This window comes from Chengkuizengella sediminis, assembly GCF_010078385.1.
GTDB classification, from domain to species: domain Bacteria; phylum Bacillota; class Bacilli; order Paenibacillales; family KCTC-33759; genus Chengkuizengella; species Chengkuizengella sediminis.
This window is the reverse complement of record NZ_SIJC01000002.1, coordinates 519,606-539,528: the sequence shown is the minus strand read 5'-3', so window position 1 is coordinate 539,528 and position 19,923 is coordinate 519,606. Positions and strand designations below refer to the sequence as shown.

The following is a 19,923-nucleotide window of genomic DNA, read 5'->3' as shown; positions in this document are numbered from 1 at the left end:
TCAAATAATTGAAAGGAGGGATTTTTATGAGTAGTCACAGTGGTTCTGGAGCTGCATTAGTTCTAGTTTTATTTATACTACTTGTAATAATATTATTAGCTTCTTGGAGTATGGCTCCAACCTGTGTTAGAGCAGGATATTCGCTTTAAAAAAAATTAAAAGGACTTAATAAATAAAAACAAATCTACGGAAACCTCACTATTTATATAGTGGGGTTTTAAACTATGAAAAATGTGTACTTGCACTAGGATACCCGTCCAATCAAAGTAGATTCTCTGAACATAGTATATATTACATCATATAGAAAGGAGGGATTAACATGAGTGGACACTCTGGTAGTGGAGCTGCATTAGTTCTAGTGTTATTCATTCTCTTAGTTATCATATTAATAGGTTCAGGATATGGTATTTCAGGAGGCTCTTTGGTCTTTGCATAGTTTCATCTCAATTTAAACTTCCCCACCAGCTACCTAAACCAGTGGGGATTATTTCTCTATATCAACTTATTCTTCTCAGATTTATAAACTGTCACACCCAATAATAAAAAAGTAACCAGATCAACAGACATTTGAAATGTTTCCTGCTCAACTCCATAACCGTAAAACACCCACAATATTATCAAACGTAATCCATTCGCAACCATCCTCGTTTTGTAGTTTAATTTGCCTTAATTGGGTATCAAATTTAGTTCCATTTTTAAATGAAACTATACTAATATACAAATCTACTAAAAATGCGTACATGCACTAGGATACTCGTCTATACAAATTCATTTACTAAACATATTATGTACTATTCCAAATATAAGGAGGTGAAAGAAATGAGTTTAAAATATAAAAATAAAGTGGTGATCATAATACTCTTTATTTTGTTAGTCATTGTATTAATTAGTTCTTTAAGAAGACGAAAAAGACGTAGATGGGGTGGTAGTAATGGAGCTCCAACGTTCCCTATCTTTGAAAATGGAGGAGTGGATCGAGGTGGTATACAAGAAGAACTTATTAGTAACAGACAGGCAGCACAACTTCTCGAAACTCAGCCTCAAGAAGTTAATTTTCTACCACCAGGTGAAGTGGAAGACGTTGATATAGAAGCTCAACGGCAAATTTTTGATATTATAAGTGGATTAACCCAACCCTTATAGGGCTTTCTACCACCTCTTACTTATTGGCTACGAGATGGTAGAAAATAAAACAAGAAAATACTATTCAAAAATTTTGAGTGGTATTTTCTCTTCATTTAAAAGAAGAATCATAATCACGAGTACATATAATCTTTATAGAACTATTTTTTGTATGTTCTGTAGATTTAATATAAGAAGTTATATATGAATCAAGACTAATTACTAAAAATTTAGATACCCAATCCACCGGCATTTTCTTAACTTAATATTATTTTAATGAAATATTCATATTTTTTAAATGTTTATTCAATATAATTAATTTTATAAATCATTAATGTTTATTAGTAGTCAATATATAGAGAAAATTGATTAATTAATTCAGAAATATTATCAGACATTGTTTTTATTTCATCTGAAGATCTCTCACTTATATCTCCAATAGCGATTACATTCCATAAGTCATTAAATAAATAACTAATATCTTTAAACTGCTCAGTTTCATTATAATTATTAAGAAATGTAAATAGTTGATAAGCTTTATAAGTTTCTTCAACTCTTAATAAACGATATATATACTCATTATTAGAATTATCAGTTTTTACTTCATCACTTTTTAAAAACTCATTTAATTCTTTTGATGCATCAATAAATTTTGAATAATATCGATTTTGCATCTTTTCTATATCTTTATTAAGGTTATAATTATTCAAAAAGGTACCAAAATTAACCATTAATAGAATAATATTAATAACTATAAGTAACTTAGATATTTTCTTCATATATTATACACTCCTTTAATCTTATAAAAATATAGATAAACTAGTACAGAAGTTAGACATATATGTTTAACTTCTGTACTCGAAATTATAATTATTGACGATTGAGGTATGAAATAGTATGATCTAAAGCTAAAGTATCAGTTTCAACTGTAAATAAAAGAGGTATATCTCCTTCACCTAATATCCTTACATCATAATCTATTTTTCCAAGTGCTCGAACATGACCTGTAGTGCTATTTTCTCCTCCAGTTAGAATATAATTATAACTGAATAGTGCAGCTAACCCACCTGGACCATCTGCATATTTTATTACCTGACCCGTATTTGAATTTACAATTCCGTTATAATAATCTTCTGCTTCATTATATTTAACTGAGGTTGGTAATTCTGTATCAACTGATGGATAACTAAAGATAACCTTTCCATATGTCTTATAACTATCAATCTTATGATCGATATTAGCCTTACCACCATTAACACTTACATAACCTAGTTCAACTAGTCTATAAACATAATTGGAAGTAAAGTTCCATCATAAAAAGGTTGAGTAGCTTTTATTGTATCCCACACTGTACCAGTTTGTTTAATTCCATATTTTATTGAGCTTGCAAACCATCCACCAAATGGAATTAAAGAAGCATATGATAATGTAGCATTTATTTTATCTCCTTCTATTGTATAAAGAAATCCATTGAATAAATCTGCAGGTTCACCTAAAAATGGTACAAGACCAAAAGCATCTAGCATATCATGAGTATCTACAGGAGTGGCATAAACAAAATTAACTGAATTAAACATATTGATAAGATTAGGGTTATAAGTATTATTACTAGTGCTATCACCCAAAAACTCATGCCCATATTTTTGAATTATTGCATTTCCTAGATGTCCACTTGGATCGTTATAAATCATAGGATTGTTATAAACATACGTATACAAATTCATACTAAGTGGATTACTAATTGTCCCTTCATACGTATCCTCAGTAATAAATCTTCCTATCGATGGATCATAGTATCTTGCACGTAAATAAATCAATCCAGATTCTTCATCATAGATTTCACCCGTATACTGGAATGGGTTATCAAAGGTTTTCGTTTCATGGCTTGTTTCAGATAAAACATTACCCCAAATGTCGTAATCGTATTCTTTTAAAACATCTTTACTACCATCATCTGCGATGACTTTAACTACATCACCATGACCGTTATAGAAGTAATATCCACCTAAACTAGATGTCATATCTTCTCTATATAATAACTGATTTCCCCAAATATTTCTTGCTGTTGGGTTTCCTTCTTGGTCTAATTCTTCAATGACATTTCCTTGGAAGTAAATGTATCTTGTAAAGTCACCATTTTGACTTTCTTTGGTTGCACGTAGTCCACCTACATAGTATTGATACGTAGTTTCCTCATCATTTTCTTTAAAGGTACTTAATTGATTTAATGCATTATACGTAAATTCTCTTGGACCCAATGGAAGTTTCATCGTTCCTTCCATCGTTTTACGATTCCCTTTTTCATCATACGTATAGGTTTGGATGCCTTCAACTACATCTTCTTGAATGATTCGATTTAGATCATCATACTGATACGTACTGATTTCACCGTTTTGATTAATAGATTCAATATTCCCAAGTCCATCATAACCAAAAGATTCAGCCCAAGTAATACTTCCTGTATCTTCTTGTTCATGAAAGATCATTTCCCCAAATGGATTGATGTCCGTTTGGAATCCCATGGTTAATGGAACATAATTGAGTGAGGAGGAAGTACCATTTGTTGAAATGGTGTAATCGTAATCCCCAACCACTTGACCATCATAGGAAATGGTTTGAATGCGATTTAAATTGTCATGAGTATAATCCACTTGTTTTAAATTAGGATAAACCAAAGCATCTAATCTATCAAATCATCATAGTTAAATGTATATGTGTTCCCAGCTATTTCTTGTGTGTTTAATCGTTTCCACTCATCATACGTATAGGAAAGGGTCTGCCCTTCACTATTGGTAAGCTCTGTTGGTAATCTTGTTTCTGGATCATACGTATAATCTTCCCATAATACTTCTTGGCCAGTATTGTCTGTCACCGTCATATGCTCAACTACGCCCTTGATCATTAAATAGATATTTAATGTCTCTTACTTGTAGTTGATATTCTGCACCATGATTCAGTATGCCCAAGTATACATCTTCATAAGGATAATCCACATGTGGAACTAAAATAGGCTCCCCAAACTCTAACTCATAGTTTTTTCTAACGCCATTCGTATGAACTTCCATCCTCTAGAGTAAACACAAACTTTGTAAATGGTTTGTCAGTATTAAAACCATAGTAACTCGTATAAACATCTGTACCCTCGTAGTTAAATTCATTGACGACTTCACCGTCAATATCATCTGATTCAAAGTAGGGTAAGTTTAAGCTCCATCCATTTGAGATAAATCCGCTTTTTTCATCTGCTGGATCTATAAGATTCGATCGGTTGGAATCACTATTATTTTTAAACTGTAATCTATAATGTAAATACAGTTGCTTTAAGACTTCGGGATGCGACAAAGATATTAGTTACAGCGAAGTTTGTAGAAACTCTTGTAACTTTTAGATCATACGTATTGATTCCAGCACTTGGACAATTATCTAAAATAGGAAAGTTTGGAAAGTTTGTATGTCTTTGCAAGTTTGGTGACGCATAATCCATTTCATCATTGATCGTTGCAATGACATCCCCATTGCGCAAAATCTCATATGTTACTTCAAATGTTGTAGGATTTTCCTCAGTTTCTATAGCAATTTGAGCCATTGAATCTAGTGATACTTGTGTTTTCTGTGGTTGTGTGACACACACATCGACGGTAGCTACAATTTCAAAATCACCATCAGCAGCAAGAGTAATTGCATCAGTTCCTCCATATGGATTAAATACTGAAACCGTATCAGCTACAACAAAAGGTCCTTTTTTTAAACCCATAAAAAAACACCTCCCAACTCATTAAATTAAAATACCATTTCACACTATCTTATGAACCAACAAATGAAGTTGCTTGGACTCTTATCTATGGACACCAACACAAAAAAAAGAGCGCTTATGTGTGCGCCCTTCCTGTTACAGTTTAACAATAAAATTTTATAATTAATCTAACCTTTATACTGTATGTTATTTAATATCCTTTTGATTGTGCGAATGCGGATATCTGAAATAAATAGGCATGTTAATTAGTCAAGTCGCTTTCTTTTTATCATCCTACTTCCCTCCCCTAGCACAATGGATGATATTTCCCCAACAAAAAAAGCGCCTTATCAACGCTCTTCTGTTAACCATTTAATCATAAAATTTTATTTTCAAACTGGTATTTAGCATTCAAATACCGTTGCTTTCAGACTTCTGGATGCAACAAAAACAGGAAGATTTATACTTGTTCCTACTACACGTGTAGCTCTGAGATCATACTTATTGATCCCATTACTTGGATTATTATCTACTATCGGAAAGTTTGGGAAGTTTGTATGTCTTTGGAAGTTAGGTGACGCATAATCCATTTCATCATTGATCGTTGCGATAACATTGTCATTACGCAAGAGTTCATACGTTACTTCAAAAGTTGCAGATCCATCACTAGTCCCAACTAAAGCAATTTGAGCCATTGAATCCAGTGATATCTGTGTTTTCAGTGGCTGTGTCACACACACCTCAACACTAGCTACAATTGCAGAATCACCATCTTCAAGAAGATCAATTACGCCTGTTCCCCCATATGCATTATTTGTTGAAACTGTATCAGATACGACAAAGGGTCCTTTAGCCACCGCTTTAAGACTTCGGGATGCAACAAAAATATCTTCTACGTTAACTTCATTTACAGTAACTCTTGTACATCTAAGATCATACTTATTAATTCCAGCACTTGGATTACAATCCAGTATTGGAAAGTTTGGAAAGTTAGTATGTCTTCCATCAGGACCTGGAGATTGATAATCCATTTCATCATTGATTGTTGCAATGATTTCACCATTTCGTTGGATCTCATATGTCACTTCAAAAGTTATGGGGCCACCGTCATCAGAAGTATCCGCTACTACAGCAATTTGAGCCATTGAATCCAGTGAAACTTGTGTTTTCTGTGGTTGGGTAACACATACATCGACGGTAGCTACTACTTGAGGAGTTCCATCAATAGGAAGACTAATTACATCTGGATCAGATCCATTATACGGATCAACTACTGAAACCGTATCAGCTACGACAAAAGTTCCTTTTTTTAGTCCCATAAAATAACCTCCCAACTTATTAAATTGTTCTCTTTGATATCTTATGAACAATCTAATGAAGTTGCTTGGACTCTTATCTATGGGCTGAAATGGAAAAAAGAGCGCTTATCTGCGCCCTTTCTGCTACAGTTTAACAATAAAATTTTATAATTAATCTAACCTTATACTGTATGTTATTTAATATCCTTTTGATTGTGCGAATGCTGATACGTGAAATAAATAGGCTTTATTAATTAGTCGTTCTCTTTTTTATCATCCTGCTTCCCTTCCCTAGCACACTGGATGATATTTTCCCAACAAAAAAAGAGCACTTAATCAGCACCCTTACTGTTAACCGTTTAATCATAAAATTTTATTTTCAAACTGGAATCTATACTGGAAATACTGTTGCTTTTAGGCTTCGAGATGCGATAATAATAGTTGCATCTGCTGTACTTGTACATACGAGATCATACGTGTTTATTCCAATATTCGGATTATTGTCTAGTACTGGGAAGTTTGGAAAGTTTATATGTCTCCTCACTGAAACAAAATCCATTTCATCATTGATAGTTGCAATGGTAGTGCCATTTTGTTGTATTTCATATGTTAATCCAAACATGTCAGGTGAACCACCACCAATCCCAGGTACAGCAATTTGAACCATTGAATCCAGAGTTACCTGCGTTTTCTGTGGTTGTTTAACATACACATCGACGGAGAGTACAACTTCTGAAACTCCTAGACTAAGAACAAATACATTTGGATCAGTGAAACTATATGGATCCTCTACTGAAACACTTTGACTTTCTACAAAAGGTTCTTCTTTTATTCCCATAATCATACCTCCCAACTCATTAAATTATCCGTTCATAATATCCTATTAACAATCTAATGAAGTTGCTTGGACTCTTATCTATGGGCTGGAATGGAAAAAGAGCGCTGAAATATCAGCACCCTTTATTTACCCTCTCACTATATAGTGGCAAACGTATGACAAAAAGAGCCCCATTTCTGAGACTCTTCTTTTTATGCCTTTATCATATTTGATTCTGCTTTTAATTCTATTACTAAATCATTTTCTTCTTTTTTATCGGACAATATCCCTTCATCCAATCCTAACAACAACTCTGTTTTCTCTTGATTCATATTTATCTCTTTTAAAAATTGTCGTGGAGTTAATACATTGTTATTAATGATTAAATTCATTGCCTTGTTTAAAGCAGTTGGTTCAGGAATGGGTATTTCATCATCCAGAGGTTCCTGTGTCCTCCACCTTTTAAATCCAACCTGTCTCATTAAATACTGATATTGATTATAACTCATTGCTTCTAAATGATAAGCTCGAATGATCATAGCTTGGATAGATACTTTCCATTTCTTTTTAAGTTGAATGTAATATTCAATCCTATTCGGATAGACTAGATCATTCAAGAACGCTTCTTTCGGTAATAAAAAACTTGATGCAAATTGATCCGCTTGTTTTTCTATTGCTTTGTATTCTTCACGCGAGATTGTTTCCATATCTAAAGCCCATTTATGCATTATTAGATGCCCTAACTCATGAGCACAATCAAACTGTCTGCGAACCGCTGTTTTTTTTCATTACCTAAAACAACAATACACTTTTCTTCTGATTTAACGACTTGTAAGTTGCTACAAGTAACGATTTAAAATTTCACATGAATTGGCAAAACCAAAACAAGCTCAACTTAAAAGACACATATCATCATGACTTAAATCTTGTACTTTGTCGTAATGATGGAAACTTTATGCCAAAGTCATCTCTGTTCAATGCTTTCTCTCGTATCATTAAACGTGCAGATCTACCATCACTACCGATCCACTCTTTACGCCATACTCATGCAGTTATTCTTTTAGAAGCTGGTTCAGATATGAAATATGTACAAGAACGCCTTGGTCACGGAAGTATTCAAATCACAGCAAATGTATATTCTCACATTTCAAAGAAACTAGAAGAACAAAATATGGATAGATTCGAGGAATTTACACAACATATTTTAAAATAATATGGGGGCATTTCGGGGGCATTCACAATCAAGAGACAAAAAACTAATTTCACCCCCAAAAATAAAAACCCCCGATACCAATGGTACCAAGGGTTTCACCTCTTAATAAGAAGTCATATATTGATCTCTTTCCCAAGAATGAACTTGTGTGCGATACATATCCCACTCTATTTCTTTTAACTCAATAAAATGTTCTAATGCATGATCTCCTAAAGCTTCACAGATGATTTCATTATTTAGAAGAACATCCAAAGCTTCTGATAAGGAGTATGGCAGTACTGGAATTCCACTTTCAATACGCTCTTCTTCTGACATTACATAGATATTACGGTCTGTTGGTTCAGGAAGTGAAAGTTTATTTTCTATTCCATCTAGTCCAGCTCTTAACATTACTGCTAATGCTAAGTAAGGATTAGCAGTAGGGTCTGGGCTTCGAACCTCTATACGAGTGCTTAAACCTCTTGAAGCAGGTACACGAATCATTGGACTTCGATTACTTGCTGACCAAGCAACGTATACAGGAGCTTCATATCCAGGTACAAGACGTTTGTATGAGTTAACTGTAGGGTTAGTTAAAACTGTAAACGCACGAGCATGTTTTAAAATACCTGCCATATAGTAACGAGCTGTTTCACTTAAACCTAACATATCACTCTCATTATAAAATGAATTTTCTTTTCCTTTAAACAAAGATTGATGACAATGCATTCCAGATCCATTTACACCAAACAATGGCTTTGGCATAAACGTTGCATGCAGGTTATGCTTTCTAGCGATAGTTTTAACGACTAATTTAAAAGTTTGGATCTGATCTGCTGCTTTAACAGCATTTGCATATTTAAAATCAATTTCATGTTGTCCTGGAGCTACCTCATGATGTGAAGCTTCGATCTCAAATCCCATTTCTTCTAATGTTAAAACAATTTCACGACGACAATTTTCACCTAGATCCGTAGGAGCTAGATCAAAATATCCTCCTTGATCATTCACCTCTAAAGTAGGGCTCCCCTTCTCATCCGTTTTAAATAGGAAAAATTCCGGTTCAGGTCCTACCTTCATAGACGTAAATCCTAACTCTTCAGCCTTCTTTAAATTATGTTTTAAAATCGCTCTTGGGTCACCAGCAAAAGGAGTACCGTCAGGCATATAGATATCACAAATTAATCGTGCAATTTTATCTTCTTCATACCATGGATAAATTAACCATGTTTCAAGATCAGGATATAAATACATGTCAGATTCTTCAATACGAACATAACCTTCAATGGAAGAACCATCAAACATCATTTTATTGTCTAGTGCTTTTTCTAACTGACTAACTGGAATTTCAACATTTTTAATCGTTCCTAATAAATCCGTGAATTGAAGTCTAATAAATCTTACGTTTTCCTCTTTTGCATTACGTATAATATCTTCTCTTGTAAATGACATATGATCTCTCCTTTTGATATAAAAATTAATTATTATTTATTATAAAAACGAGACAATTCACCTTGAATCAAGGAAACTTGACCAGGACGTTTTGTTCTTAATTGTCTCTTTAAGTACTTGTGAAGGTCAGAATCTGTCAGTTCTTTTCTAGCCACTTCTGTTTGTTCATTTATGACTGTTGCATCATCAGAATTTTTTTCAATAGGCAGGAGCACTTGTTTAATTCCAGCAATGTTAACTCCTTTTTCAATTAAAGATTTTATTTCAAGAAGTCGCTCAACATCATTAAGTGAGAACAAGCGTTGGTTACCCGCCGTTCTAGCTGGAACAATCAATTCATGTTGTTCATAATAACGAATTTGCCTTGCTGTTAAATCAGTCAATTTCATTACAATTCCGATAGGAAACAAAGCCATATTTCTGCGTATTTCATCACTCATTACATCAGCGCCTTCCACTTAAAGTATCTACTTAAATTGTAACGCTGAATTCCAAACACGTCAAGTTAATGTTATGTTTTATTACAATAAAGATAACATTATGTTCAAAATTACCTTTTTCTAGTATAAAAACAAAGTTTTTATGACTAAAAATACTAAGTTTCTAACACTAGTTCATGATTTCACTAAATATAACATATCCTTTACAGCTTTAATGACAGCAAACTTACAATGTGAATATGTTAGTCCTCCTTGCATATACGCGATGTATGGTGGACGAATAGGTCCATCGGCTGATAGTTCTAAACTTCCTCCTTGTATAAAAGTCCCTGCTCCCATAATTATCGGATGATCATAACCTGGCATTTCCCAAGGTACAGGAACTACATGTGCATCTACAGGTGAAGCTTTTTGAATACTTTGTACAAATGAAATTAACTGTTCACTGTTTTCAAATTGTATCGCCTGAATTAGATCAGACCTAGTATCTTTCCAGTTTGGATGCGTTATAAATCCAATTTTTTCAAACATAGATGCTGCGAAGATACTCCCTTTTAAGGCCTGTCCAACAAAATGTGGCGCAAGAAATAAACCTTGGAACATTGTACGTGTTGTACCTAACATTGCACCAACCTCACCTCCAATACCTGGAGCGGTTAATCGATAAGACGCTAAGTCAACATACTTTTTTTTACCTGCTATATATCCACCCGAGGATGCGATTCCACCCCCAGGGTTTTTAATTAATGAACCAGCTATCAAATCAGCCCCAACATGGGTAGGTTCAAAAGTTTCTGTAAATTCTCCATAACAATTATCTACAAATACAATCAATTCTGGGTTTATAGTTTTAATTTTTGATATCATCTTTTCGATCTCTTTTATAGAAAATGCAGATCTCCATTCATACCCTCTAGAACGTTGAATACCTATAACCTTCGTTTGGTTGTTGATGTTTTTGATGATCTCTTCCCAATTCAAACTTCCACCCGCAAGAAGGTCTACTGCATTGTACTTTATACCATAGTCCTGTAAGGAACCTAATCCATCGTCTGGTTTACCTATTACATTATGTAATGTATCGTATGGCTTGCCTGTAATAAACAGTAAATGATCCCCAGGCCTTAATAAGCCAAACAAAGCAGTATTGATCGTATGCGTACCTGAAACAAAATGAGGTCTAACGATGGCTGATTCTGCACCGAATACATCTGCATAAACCTGATCCAAAACTTCTCGCCCTCTATCATTGTATCCATATCCCGTTGAATCATTGAAATGAAAATCACTCACTTGATGTTTTTGAAAAACCTCTAAAACCTTCCATTGATTAGAATCAATTCTTTTATCTACGTCCTTTAACTTGTGTTCAATATGCACTTCTACTTCTTCAACCATTTGTTGTATATCTTCTGACTTAAACATTACATATTTTCTCCTATATTTTTGATCTCTTTTTCAATTAGTTCCGCATCATGGGAATGGATTCGTACTGTCAAAATCATGTTATCTTCATGTAGTTTTTCTTCAATAACATCACTTACTTTTTTTATTAAAGCTATTAATTTCCCTTCTTTAGCGGGCATTGTGTAGGTTTTTAACTGGTCTAATAGTCTGCTTTGAATTGATAATTTCAATTGCTCTAAGTCTTGTTCATCAAATGCAGAAATAAACAAATTATCACTATTATTTGAAAAGATCATTTTCTTTTGTGAAGGTTCACATATATCTTTTTTATTATATACCACGATGGTTTCTTTACCTTGGACACCTAAATCAAGTAAAACTTCATCAACAACATCCATTTGCTCTTCAATCAGCTCTGAAGTGCTATCCACAATGTGCAATATAAGATCCGCCTCACGAACTTCTTCAAGTGTAGCACTAAAGGCAGCTACTAAATCATGAGGCAAATCTTGAATAAACCCGACTGTATCCGTTAATCCAACATTTTTACCACTTGGCAATTTTAAAGTCCTTAATGTTGGATCCAAAGTAGCAAACAACTGATTCTCAATATATATATTAGCGCCACCTGTCATCTCCTTAAGCAACGTTGATTTTCCAGCATTTGTATAACCTACTAAGGCCACCTGATATAGGTTTGATTTTTTCCTTCTCAATCTATGTAAGTTTCGATGACGAGTGACCTCTTGAAGTTTCTTTTTTAAATCTGTAATTCGATCTCGAATATGTCGACGATCCATTTCCAATTTGGTCTCACCTGGACCCCGAGTTCCAATCCCTCCGCCTAAACGCGATAAATTTTTACCGTGTCCAGATAGTCTAGGTAATAAATAACTTAACTGAGCTAATTCTACTTGTAAATAACCTTCCCTAGTGTTTGCTCTTCCAGCAAATATATCTAAAATCAATTGTGTACGATCAATGATTTTGGCATCTAGAAAAACTTCTAAATTTCGAACTTGTGCTCCTGAAAGCTCTTGGTTGAATATCACCGTATCCACCTCAAGCTCAATAATTCGTTCTTTGATTTCTTCTGCTTTCCCTTTGCCGATAAACCATTTTGAGTCAATCGATTTTCGATGTTGTTTTATCGTTTCCATAACTTGTAAACCTGCTGTTTCAGCAAGTAATATTAATTCATTTAAGGAATACTCTTCTAACTTTAATTGTTTCGTATCTTGTAAAATGAGGCTGACTAACAGCACTTTTTCTTTGTTTTTATTATTTAAGTGATGGGTTGGCATTAAAAAGATGGTCCTCCTATACATTTTTTTCTAGATTTGAGTGGGTATCAAACTTAAAGTCTTCTGGTTGCATATTCATTAAGTCTTGTTTCGAAGGTGATTTGACATCATTGAGAAGCCGAACTGCTTGATGTCTTATCGCTTTTTCAATTTGGTTTCTGACATGTCTTGCATTGCTAAATTGATGAGAGTTATAACGCTTTTCATAAGACAAGTGATTTCTCAATTTCATTAAGGTCTGAGGTAAAAAGGTGTATTCTCTTTCTTTCATCATCAGTTCAGAAATTTTCACTAGCTGGTCAATGGAATAGTCTGGAAACTCCACTTGTATTGGAAATCTCGAACTTAAACCAGGGTTAATTTTCAAAAAATCATCCATCTCACTTGAGTAACCTGCTAAAATGAGTATGAAATCATGTTTCAGATCCTCCATTGCTTTCACTAAAGTATCAATCGCTTCTTTACCAAAATCTTTTTCTCCACCTCGAGCAAGACTATAAGCTTCATCTACAAATAAAATACCACCCACAGATTTTTTAATCAAATTTCTTGTTTTGTTAGCCGTATGTCCAATGTATTCTCCAACAAGATCTGCGCGCTCAACCTCTACTAATTGACCTTTACTACAAACATCTAGTGCATGAAACATTTTAGCAATGATTCTAGCTACTGTGGTTTTACCCGTTCCTGGATTTCCTTTAAAAATCATATGGTATACATGTTTGTTACTTTGTAAACCCGCTTCTTCACGCATTTTTGTCACTTCTAATAAAGCATAGATTTCATACACGAGATCTTTAATTTTTTCTAAACCTATCATTTGTTCAAGTTCAGTAATGATTTCCGATAATTTTTCGTTTTTTTCTAAAGAGATCGCTTTCCCGTTTAATTGAAGTTTTGATTTCTCAGAAGATACTGTATGTTGACGTTCAACATGTTTAAAAACAACATTAATTTGACGCGTGTTTTTTGTTACGATTGTTCGTTCATTGCTCAAAACATTTCCATCCATCAACTCATCACCTCAAAGGTAGGGTCATACAGTATACGCATATGCCTAGATAAAAGTGTTTAAATTCTTTATAGTGCGTGTTCAAAAAAAGGTTGGTATTTCATACTTCTATGCTGAAAATAAATAGAAAATCACCTTTCGATGATTTCCATTAAATATAACACTCACTATTTATGAATAAATAATTACTTTTAAACAATCTCTTAATTTAAATAAACCCCTTCCATATCAGGAAGGTAAATTTCAACGGTAGTTCCTTCGTTTACCCTGCTGCTAATATGAATCTTTCCATGATGTGCTTCTAAAATTTTATAACACATCATTAAACCTAAACCCGTTCCTTTTTCTTTTGTAGTATAAAAAGGTTCCCCTAGTTTTGCTAAGCGCTCACTTGAAATTCCAATCCCTTGATCCTGTACACATACGATCAACTTGTTACATATCGATTTAATTTTGACTAATATCTCTCCCCCTTTTGGCATCGCATCAATTGAATTCCGGATAATATGCCTGAAGGATTTCTTTAATAATTTTTCATCACACCTGATATTCATTAAACTAGTTTCTATTTTTAAGTTGATTTGAATATTATGATTCCCAGCATCCTCTTCCATAGAAGTAATTACATCTTGCACGATTTTATGAAGATTATGTTTTTCTAGATCAACAACTTGTGGTTTCGCTAAAGATAAAAATTTATTCGTTATCATATGAATACGTTCTAGTTCAGATTTCATAATATTAATGTATTTTACAGTTTCAGGGCATTTTTTACTTTTCATTTTTAGTTCCATTATCCTGACAAAACCTTTTAGAGTTGTTAATGGATTCCTTATTTCATGTGCAAAACCAGCTGCTAACTGACTTACAATGGATTGCTTTGCCGTTTTCTGCAATTTCGTTTCTGTGACATCATTAATAATTCCAATAATCATTGGTTTATCTTGAAACTCCATTAATGAAAACTGCATTTTCAAATTAATAATCGTATTGTTTTTATGAAGTCCCTTACATTTCATTTCGATTTTATTTACAAAACCGTCTTTCAATCTCTGTAAATTACGTTGAATCACATTTCTTTCTTCTATCACAAATAAGTCTAGTATGTTTTGTTCTAATAGTTCTTTCTGTGAATATCCATACATCTCGCACAATCTTGCATTTACAAAACTAAACTCACCTTCTTGATATAAGAAAATACCTACAATTGAATTATTTAAGAGTGACTGGTATCTAATTCGGGAGTGATCTAAATTTGTAATTTCAGTAAATGTACCCACCACTTCAATGGTTTTACCGCCCTCCAACACTGGTTTTAATGTAACTAAAAAATATGTGTTTTTCAAATAAATACCTTCAAAGGAAACTACTTTCCCTTCCTCCCATGCTTGTCTATAATACTTTTCTACTCTTTTCAATTCGTTACCTGTAAAAAAGTCATTAATCGTTTTACCCACTAAATTTTTAAGCTCAAGTTTCTTACTCTTCATAATGGAACCCGCAAATGTGGTGTATACAAACTCCCCATCAATTTTTTTATATTTAAATAATAAACCGTTATGGTGATGAATCAAATTCAAAGCATTCCTATACTCGTTTGCTTCCCAGAAGATAACATGTGATCCAGCCAATTTATCATCTACATAAATAGGTAAAAATTTCATTTCAATCGTAAGGGTTTCACCATTTTTACAGATGATATCTAAATTCTTAACATGAGTATAGATTTCTCCATCTAAAATAACCTTATGTTTTTTTATATAGTCATTGATGTTTTGTTGTAACATGAAGTTTGTAAGAGGTTGATTTAATAATTCTTCCTTTCGGTAACCTAATTTTATTCCAACAGCTGGATTTGAGAAAACAATATGACCATTCAAATCGCATGAAATAATTGGAAGGTTATTGTATATTTGGAAAGATTTGAAAAACTCTAATTCTTCTTTTATTTTACGCTCATTCACTTTACGGGAAGTAATATTTTCAATTGAAAGAAATATGAATGGAAATTCTTCATAAAGAAATATAGAAGCATCTATGGATATCCATAGTAATGAGGTTAATTTCTTTTCAACTTTATAATTGTCTACCTTCCCATATATCAGTGGCTCAAGTTCTTGTTTATTTAGTTGTAAATCCTTAATATGAAAGCTAGATTCGATTGGTTCATGGAAATTCTGCTCTGGATAACCCAATATTTCAAGAAATTTGTGATTTATTTTAATACATGAACCAGATGGTGAAACAATAGCCAGCCCATGCACAGAAGTTTCAAAAAGTTGTTTATAAATACTGAGGTCTGCTCTAGTTAAGAATTTTTGGACAACATCGTCTTGTTTTGAAAGAAATGCTTTTTTATCTAACATACAAATTCTCCTAGTTTTCAGAATTTTTAGACAAGGTTATTACTATTATATTTCAAATAGAATAAAATAAAAGTAAATAATTGCTATTTCGAGTCTAATTTTGTTTTTGTTCATATTGTTTAAATTTATACTTTTTTTGTCTTTTTTCTATAAATTGGTTTTTTAGGTAATTTAAAACTATAATAAACAGATAACATTCTTAACAATACAACAAGTACAAATACAATATAAAACTCTAATGGAGAATCAACCAAGCCTAAACCAATGACCAACCCGACTAACATCGCCCATAATCCATAGATTTCATCCCGGAAAATAAAAGGTTTCCTACCTGCTAATAAATCTCTAATGATACCTCCCCCGCTACCTGTGAGCAGCGCAGCTACAATGACAGCACTAATAGGAAGATTCATATCAACAGCGAATAATGCCCCTTGAATTGAAAAAGCAGCTAACCCAACAGCATCAAAAAACATCCATTGTTTAATAAAATGAAACCAGAGGTTTGGAAGTAAAAAGACAATGATCATGGAAATGATAGCAATTACGAATAAATTTCCCTGTTCCCACAGGTTTGAAACCGGGATACCCAATAGTAAATTTCTAGTCGCACCCCCACCAAAAGCAGTTACAAGCCCTAAAATGATTACACCTAAAATATCATATCTTTCTTCCATAGCAGCAATGGATCCACTGACTGCAAAAGCAACAACTCCTATGATGGTAAATATGTCCCAAGTTAACATAATTTCTGACAATGATTAATCATCCTTTTTTGCTTGAATGAATTTTTTAAATCTAGTTCAATGTTATTCATTTGTTGAAGTACCTTGTTTTACTTATTTAAAGATCCTCATCGATGTAACAAATAACCTTTATCTACAGCGTCGCGTATCAATTGCTCCGCATATTCCCATAAAGTTTCTGAACCCTCTGCCATGATTTTATTTCTGTTGTGTACTCTATCTCCTGTAACTTTATGTTTTTGCCAAGCAGCACCTTGATTATGATAATTCAGAAGCATCGGCTGAAGCCTGTCCAAAGCAAGTGCAAAACGAGATTCAGGTGTTTTTCGTTCCTCATACTCCTCCCAAAGTTGCATAAATTCTTGAGCTTGGTCCTTAGGTAATAGATGGAATAATCGCTTCGCTGCTAGCTCTTCCCGTTCCCTTTTGTCTTCGTGTCCTTTATCATCATAAGCAAACGTATCGCCTGCATCAATTTCCACGATATCATGAATTAAAAGCATCTTTAAAACCCTTAACATATTCACACTATTTTCATTCGCGTATTCATAAAAAACCATACACATCATCGCTAAATGCCAGGAATGTTCTGCATCATTTTCCCGCCTAGTCTCTCCTATGACATTTGTTTGTCTTAAAATGGTTTTTAGTTTATCGATTTCTATAATAAATTCCATTTGTTGTTTCAATCTTTCTGTCATATAAATCACCTCATCTTTTAATTAATTATAGATCAAGATTATAAAACTGAGGAATGGAGGGTAAGTGAGTGAAAAAATAGAAAATGCCCATAAAATAAGAATTGTATTTATCCAACTAAAAATATTACCTATGAACGTCTTTTGTAAATAAATATATAAAATAAAAAGGATACACATTAAAAGTATTCCAGCTAATACTACTACAAAGTCAAAAACATTATTAACACCAAAATACATATATATTAAACCAATAAAAAAGAATAAAAACCAAAGTATGATGTATATGTTTATGAAAACACTTGTTGTTTTCTTGACTTTTTTGGCTATTTTCTTGTTTATAATAAGCTTAGATTGAAAAGAAACTTTGTACAATTTCATAATACAGATAAGGAATACGAAGATAAAAATAAATGCTCCTATATTTAAATAAGATATAAACTGACTAATTAACATTACCAATAGTAACACGGGCAATATGAATATGAGATAATATAAAAACCTATAACCGCCTTTAACCACGTATAAAAAGCTTATAAGAGGAGTTAACAACTTTGAAAATGGAGAGTTTTTTATGACAAAAGGTAATGAAAACTGCATAAAAAATAAATATAAATTAACTAAAATAACTACCCCTAACAATAAACTAATTCTTAAAAGATTTTCTATATAATCAGCAGGTGGTTCATATGGATACATTTCTGTATTTGAAAAAATGAACTTAAAACAGAAGTTTATTCCAATAATTAATGATAAAAACAATCCTGACCATAAAAAATAATGTAAAAAAGCATTCCATGAAAAAGAAGATTCATAAAAAAGAAAACGTAATCCTACTACAAATACAATACTAAAGAACAGTATTAGTAATCCAATGTTTTCTATACTAATAAAAACTTCAAATTTAAATAATATCATAATTACAATTGTTAATATGAGTACAAAAATAACCTCTGAATATTTCTTCATAAATAATCCCCTTAATTTAATTCTTACTTCACACCCACTTTAAGTAACATTTTATCCATCAGCCATTTTGTATAAGCTAATGTCTCTCTACTTTTGTGGTATGGCATAAACATGACTTCTGATTGTGTAGTAGACACCACAGGTTCCGTTAAATTCATAAATTGGGCAACATCTAACGTTCTTGCCCCATGATAAGCATGCGTAATAACAACTGAAGATTCAAAACCGTATTCCTTCATAATATCTCGGCTATACAATATATTCTCATATGAACTCGTTGCTTCTCTCTCTTCCATAATATTTTCTTCAGGTATGCCTTTTGATACTAAATACTGTTTCATTCCTTCCGCCTCAGTAATTGTGGCACCATTTGCATCTAAACCACCAGATACAATGATATTTTCAAAATACCCTTTTTCATACAAATCAAATGCATGATCTAATCTTTCCTTTAACCCCAGACTAGCTTCATTATTCTCACCTAATGCCATGCCCATCACAATACCTACATCTGAATATGTAGGTAACTGCATTTGCTCCACAGATTGGATTTTCCATTGAACATAACCTGTCCATAAAATAAACAAAAGTAAAAATACACTGCCTAATTTAAACAACTTAGACCTTTTATTCATTTTTTGTTTTGTATTTAACTGAATACTGTTGCTCATTCTCATTTCAAAAACCCTCCTACTGTCTCAAAAACTTCATCCGCTTCTTCACCTAAACATATACCATGAGTGGATAATGGGAAATATACGACTGATTTTTTTTCTGCTGGTATAATTCGTTTTAAATAACTTGCACTATAAGGATGAATAATATGATCTTGTTGTCCCTGCACAATTAAAGTTGGAGTATGTACTTTTCTAAATTCAGCTCTTAAACGATGGGCTAACTGAATAAATTGCCAAGTAGCAGACAGAGGAACGCCGTTAATTTTTTTAAAACGACTCCAATCTTTACTTCTTATTTGTTGATACGTCAATTTCATAAATCGTCCTGGACTAACATAAATCACTGCAGCATTTAAAAGGACTAACTTTTTTACAGGAAAGTGATTGCTTATGTAAGCAGCGAGTACACCGCCCATTGAAAAACCAACTAAATCAAATTGATGATATAATTCGGTCATTTTCACTGCTTCTTTTTTTACTGCTTCCATCCATTGATGATACTTTATATTCTTTAAACCCTTTAAATTTTCTCCATGTCCAGGTAAAGTTGGTACATGACAAATCCATCCTTGTTCTCTTAAATATGCTGCTAATGGATCCACTTCAAATGAACCTCCCGAAAATCCATGAATGAGTAAACATGCTCTATGATGATTTAGATCTTCCACGAGAATCTTCATCCTTTCATCT

The 19,923-nt window shown here is 32.9% G+C and carries 19 protein-coding genes and 2 pseudogenes; 3 read left to right on the top strand and 18 right to left on the bottom strand.

The window, feature by feature from the left end; all coding sequences use genetic code 11:
• The first annotated feature begins 26 nt into the window (after positions 1 to 26).
• Both EPK97_RS07120 and EPK97_RS07110 read left to right on the top strand, forming a co-directional pair.
• On the top strand, positions 27 to 149 hold the full coding sequence (locus EPK97_RS07120; protein ID WP_162035902.1) for a YjcZ family sporulation protein: 123 nt from the start codon (positions 27 to 29) through the stop codon (positions 147 to 149).
• Between the two features lie 670 nt (positions 150 to 819).
• A complete protein-coding gene (locus tag EPK97_RS07110) occupies positions 820 to 1,143 on the top strand; it encodes a hypothetical protein (RefSeq protein WP_162035900.1) in 324 nt (107 codons plus the stop codon).
• A gap of 320 nt (positions 1,144 to 1,463) precedes the next feature.
• On the opposite strand, the gene EPK97_RS07105 is transcribed toward EPK97_RS07110, so the two are convergent.
• The 8 genes and pseudogenes from EPK97_RS07105 to EPK97_RS07070 all read right to left on the bottom strand — a co-directional run.
• Positions 1,464 to 1,901: a hypothetical protein gene (locus EPK97_RS07105; protein ID WP_162035899.1), complete on the bottom strand. Its 438-nt coding sequence runs from the start codon at positions 1,899 to 1,901 to the stop codon at positions 1,464 to 1,466.
• 498 nt (positions 1,902 to 2,399) lie between these two features.
• Positions 2,400 to 3,797 carry an RHS repeat-associated core domain-containing protein gene (locus EPK97_RS07100; protein ID WP_162035898.1) on the bottom strand — a complete coding sequence of 466 codons (1,398 nt, stop codon included), beginning with the start codon at positions 3,795 to 3,797 and terminating at the stop codon, positions 2,400 to 2,402.
• Positions 3,798 to 3,802: 5 nt separating this feature from the next.
• Entirely contained in the window at positions 3,803 to 4,000 is a 198-nt protein-coding gene (locus EPK97_RS07095) for a hypothetical protein (protein ID WP_162035897.1), read from the bottom strand.
• Between the two features lie 4 nt (positions 4,001 to 4,004).
• Positions 4,005 to 4,187, bottom strand: a complete 183-nt coding sequence (locus tag EPK97_RS07090) for a hypothetical protein (protein WP_162035896.1) — start codon at positions 4,185 to 4,187, stop codon at positions 4,005 to 4,007.
• A gap of 233 nt (positions 4,188 to 4,420) precedes the next feature.
• A complete protein-coding gene (locus EPK97_RS07085; RefSeq protein WP_162035895.1) occupies positions 4,421 to 4,876 on the bottom strand; it encodes a hypothetical protein in 456 nt (151 codons plus the stop codon).
• Positions 4,877 to 5,259: 383 nt separating this feature from the next.
• Positions 5,260 to 6,174 carry a hypothetical protein gene (locus EPK97_RS07080; RefSeq protein WP_162035894.1) on the bottom strand — a complete coding sequence of 305 codons (915 nt, stop codon included), beginning with the start codon at positions 6,172 to 6,174 and terminating at the stop codon, positions 5,260 to 5,262.
• Between the two features lie 370 nt (positions 6,175 to 6,544).
• Positions 6,545 to 6,991 (bottom strand): hypothetical protein, encoded by a 447-nt coding sequence (locus tag EPK97_RS07075; RefSeq protein WP_162035893.1) that lies wholly within the window; start codon positions 6,989 to 6,991, stop codon positions 6,545 to 6,547.
• 191 nt (positions 6,992 to 7,182) lie between these two features.
• A pseudogene (locus EPK97_RS07070) lies at positions 7,183 to 7,737 on the bottom strand (ImmA/IrrE family metallo-endopeptidase); the annotation flags it as partial.
• A 77-nt stretch (positions 7,738 to 7,814) separates the two neighbouring features.
• On the opposite strand from EPK97_RS07070, the pseudogene EPK97_RS07065 reads away from it, so the two are divergent.
• Positions 7,815 to 8,183 (top strand): annotated as a pseudogene (locus tag EPK97_RS07065) (tyrosine-type recombinase/integrase); the annotation flags it as partial.
• A gap of 102 nt (positions 8,184 to 8,285) precedes the next feature.
• On the opposite strand, the gene glnA reads toward EPK97_RS07065, so the two are convergent.
• From glnA to EPK97_RS07015, 10 genes are all read right to left on the bottom strand, one after another.
• Positions 8,286 to 9,614, bottom strand: a complete 1,329-nt coding sequence (gene glnA, locus EPK97_RS07060) for a type I glutamate--ammonia ligase (RefSeq protein WP_162035891.1) — start codon at positions 9,612 to 9,614, stop codon at positions 8,286 to 8,288.
• A 32-nt stretch (positions 9,615 to 9,646) separates the two neighbouring features.
• Positions 9,647 to 10,054: a MerR family transcriptional regulator gene (locus EPK97_RS07055; RefSeq protein WP_160647744.1), complete on the bottom strand. Its 408-nt coding sequence runs from the start codon at positions 10,052 to 10,054 to the stop codon at positions 9,647 to 9,649.
• Between the two features lie 174 nt (positions 10,055 to 10,228).
• Positions 10,229 to 11,479: a methionine gamma-lyase family protein gene (locus EPK97_RS07050; RefSeq protein WP_162035890.1), complete on the bottom strand. Its 1,251-nt coding sequence runs from the start codon at positions 11,477 to 11,479 to the stop codon at positions 10,229 to 10,231.
• Positions 11,479 to 12,765: a GTPase HflX gene (hflX, locus tag EPK97_RS07045; RefSeq protein WP_162035889.1), complete on the bottom strand. Its 1,287-nt coding sequence runs from the start codon at positions 12,763 to 12,765 to the stop codon at positions 11,479 to 11,481. The genes EPK97_RS07050 and hflX overlap by 1 nt, the downstream gene beginning before the upstream one ends.
• A 16-nt stretch (positions 12,766 to 12,781) precedes the next feature.
• Positions 12,782 to 13,777 (bottom strand): AAA family ATPase, encoded by a 996-nt coding sequence (locus EPK97_RS07040; protein WP_162035888.1) that lies wholly within the window; start codon positions 13,775 to 13,777, stop codon positions 12,782 to 12,784.
• 203 nt (positions 13,778 to 13,980) lie between these two features.
• The gene (locus EPK97_RS07035) at positions 13,981 to 16,143 is read right to left on the bottom strand and encodes a PAS domain-containing sensor histidine kinase (RefSeq protein ID WP_162035887.1); all 2,163 of its coding nucleotides are present in this window, start codon (positions 16,141 to 16,143) and stop codon (positions 13,981 to 13,983) included.
• A 125-nt stretch (positions 16,144 to 16,268) separates the two neighbouring features.
• Positions 16,269 to 16,889, bottom strand: a complete 621-nt coding sequence (locus tag EPK97_RS07030; RefSeq protein ID WP_162035953.1) for a trimeric intracellular cation channel family protein — start codon at positions 16,887 to 16,889, stop codon at positions 16,269 to 16,271.
• 107 nt (positions 16,890 to 16,996) lie between these two features.
• On the bottom strand, positions 16,997 to 17,590 hold the full coding sequence (locus tag EPK97_RS07025) for an HD domain-containing protein (RefSeq protein ID WP_162035886.1): 594 nt from the start codon (positions 17,588 to 17,590) through the stop codon (positions 16,997 to 16,999).
• 989 nt (positions 17,591 to 18,579) lie between these two features.
• The gene (locus EPK97_RS07020) at positions 18,580 to 19,233 is read right to left on the bottom strand and encodes a YdcF family protein (RefSeq protein ID WP_162035885.1); all 654 of its coding nucleotides are present in this window, start codon (positions 19,231 to 19,233) and stop codon (positions 18,580 to 18,582) included.
• Positions 19,230 to 19,913 carry an alpha/beta hydrolase gene (locus EPK97_RS07015; RefSeq protein ID WP_162035884.1) on the bottom strand — a complete coding sequence of 228 codons (684 nt, stop codon included), beginning with the start codon at positions 19,911 to 19,913 and terminating at the stop codon, positions 19,230 to 19,232. The genes EPK97_RS07020 and EPK97_RS07015 overlap by 4 nt, the downstream gene beginning before the upstream one ends.
• Between the last annotated feature and the right edge of the window lie 10 nt (positions 19,914 to 19,923).

Coding starts and splice junctions, on each gene's coding strand:
- EPK97_RS07085 (WP_162035895.1), bottom strand. CDS start 4,876: ATGGGTTTAAAAAAAGGACCTTTTGTTGTAGCTGATACGGTTTCAGTA.
- EPK97_RS07075 (WP_162035893.1), bottom strand. CDS start 6,991: ATGGGAATAAAAGAAGAACCTTTTGTAGAAAGTCAAAGTGTTTCAGTA.
- EPK97_RS07080 (WP_162035894.1), bottom strand. CDS start 6,174: ATGGGACTAAAAAAAGGAACTTTTGTCGTAGCTGATACGGTTTCAGTA.
- EPK97_RS07035 (WP_162035887.1), bottom strand. CDS start 16,143: ATGTTAGATAAAAAAGCATTTCTTTCAAAACAAGACGATGTTGTCCAA.
- hflX (WP_162035889.1), bottom strand. CDS start 12,765: ATGCCAACCCATCACTTAAATAATAAAAACAAAGAAAAAGTGCTGTTA.
- EPK97_RS07105 (WP_162035899.1), bottom strand. CDS start 1,901: ATGAAGAAAATATCTAAGTTACTTATAGTTATTAATATTATTCTATTA.
- glnA (WP_162035891.1), bottom strand. CDS start 9,614: ATGTCATTTACAAGAGAAGATATTATACGTAATGCAAAAGAGGAAAAC.
- EPK97_RS07050 (WP_162035890.1), bottom strand. CDS start 11,479: ATGTTTAAGTCAGAAGATATACAACAAATGGTTGAAGAAGTAGAAGTG.
- EPK97_RS07090 (WP_162035896.1), bottom strand. CDS start 4,187: ATGGAAGTTCATACGAATGGCGTTAGAAAAAACTATGAGTTAGAGTTT.
- EPK97_RS07030 (WP_162035953.1), bottom strand. CDS start 16,889: ATGTTAACTTGGGACATATTTACCATCATAGGAGTTGTTGCTTTTGCA.
- EPK97_RS07025 (WP_162035886.1), bottom strand. CDS start 17,590: ATGACAGAAAGATTGAAACAACAAATGGAATTTATTATAGAAATCGAT.
- EPK97_RS07110 (WP_162035900.1), top strand. CDS start 820: ATGAGTTTAAAATATAAAAATAAAGTGGTGATCATAATACTCTTTATT.
- EPK97_RS07020 (WP_162035885.1), bottom strand. CDS start 19,233: ATGAGAATGAGCAACAGTATTCAGTTAAATACAAAACAAAAAATGAAT.
- EPK97_RS07055 (WP_160647744.1), bottom strand. CDS start 10,054: ATGAGTGATGAAATACGCAGAAATATGGCTTTGTTTCCTATCGGAATT.
- EPK97_RS07015 (WP_162035884.1), bottom strand. CDS start 19,913: ATGAAGATTCTCGTGGAAGATCTAAATCATCATAGAGCATGTTTACTC.
- EPK97_RS07095 (WP_162035897.1), bottom strand. CDS start 4,000: ATGACGGTGACAGACAATACTGGCCAAGAAGTATTATGGGAAGATTAT.
- EPK97_RS07040 (WP_162035888.1), bottom strand. CDS start 13,777: ATGGATGGAAATGTTTTGAGCAATGAACGAACAATCGTAACAAAAAAC.
- EPK97_RS07120 (WP_162035902.1), top strand. CDS start 27: ATGAGTAGTCACAGTGGTTCTGGAGCTGCATTAGTTCTAGTTTTATTT.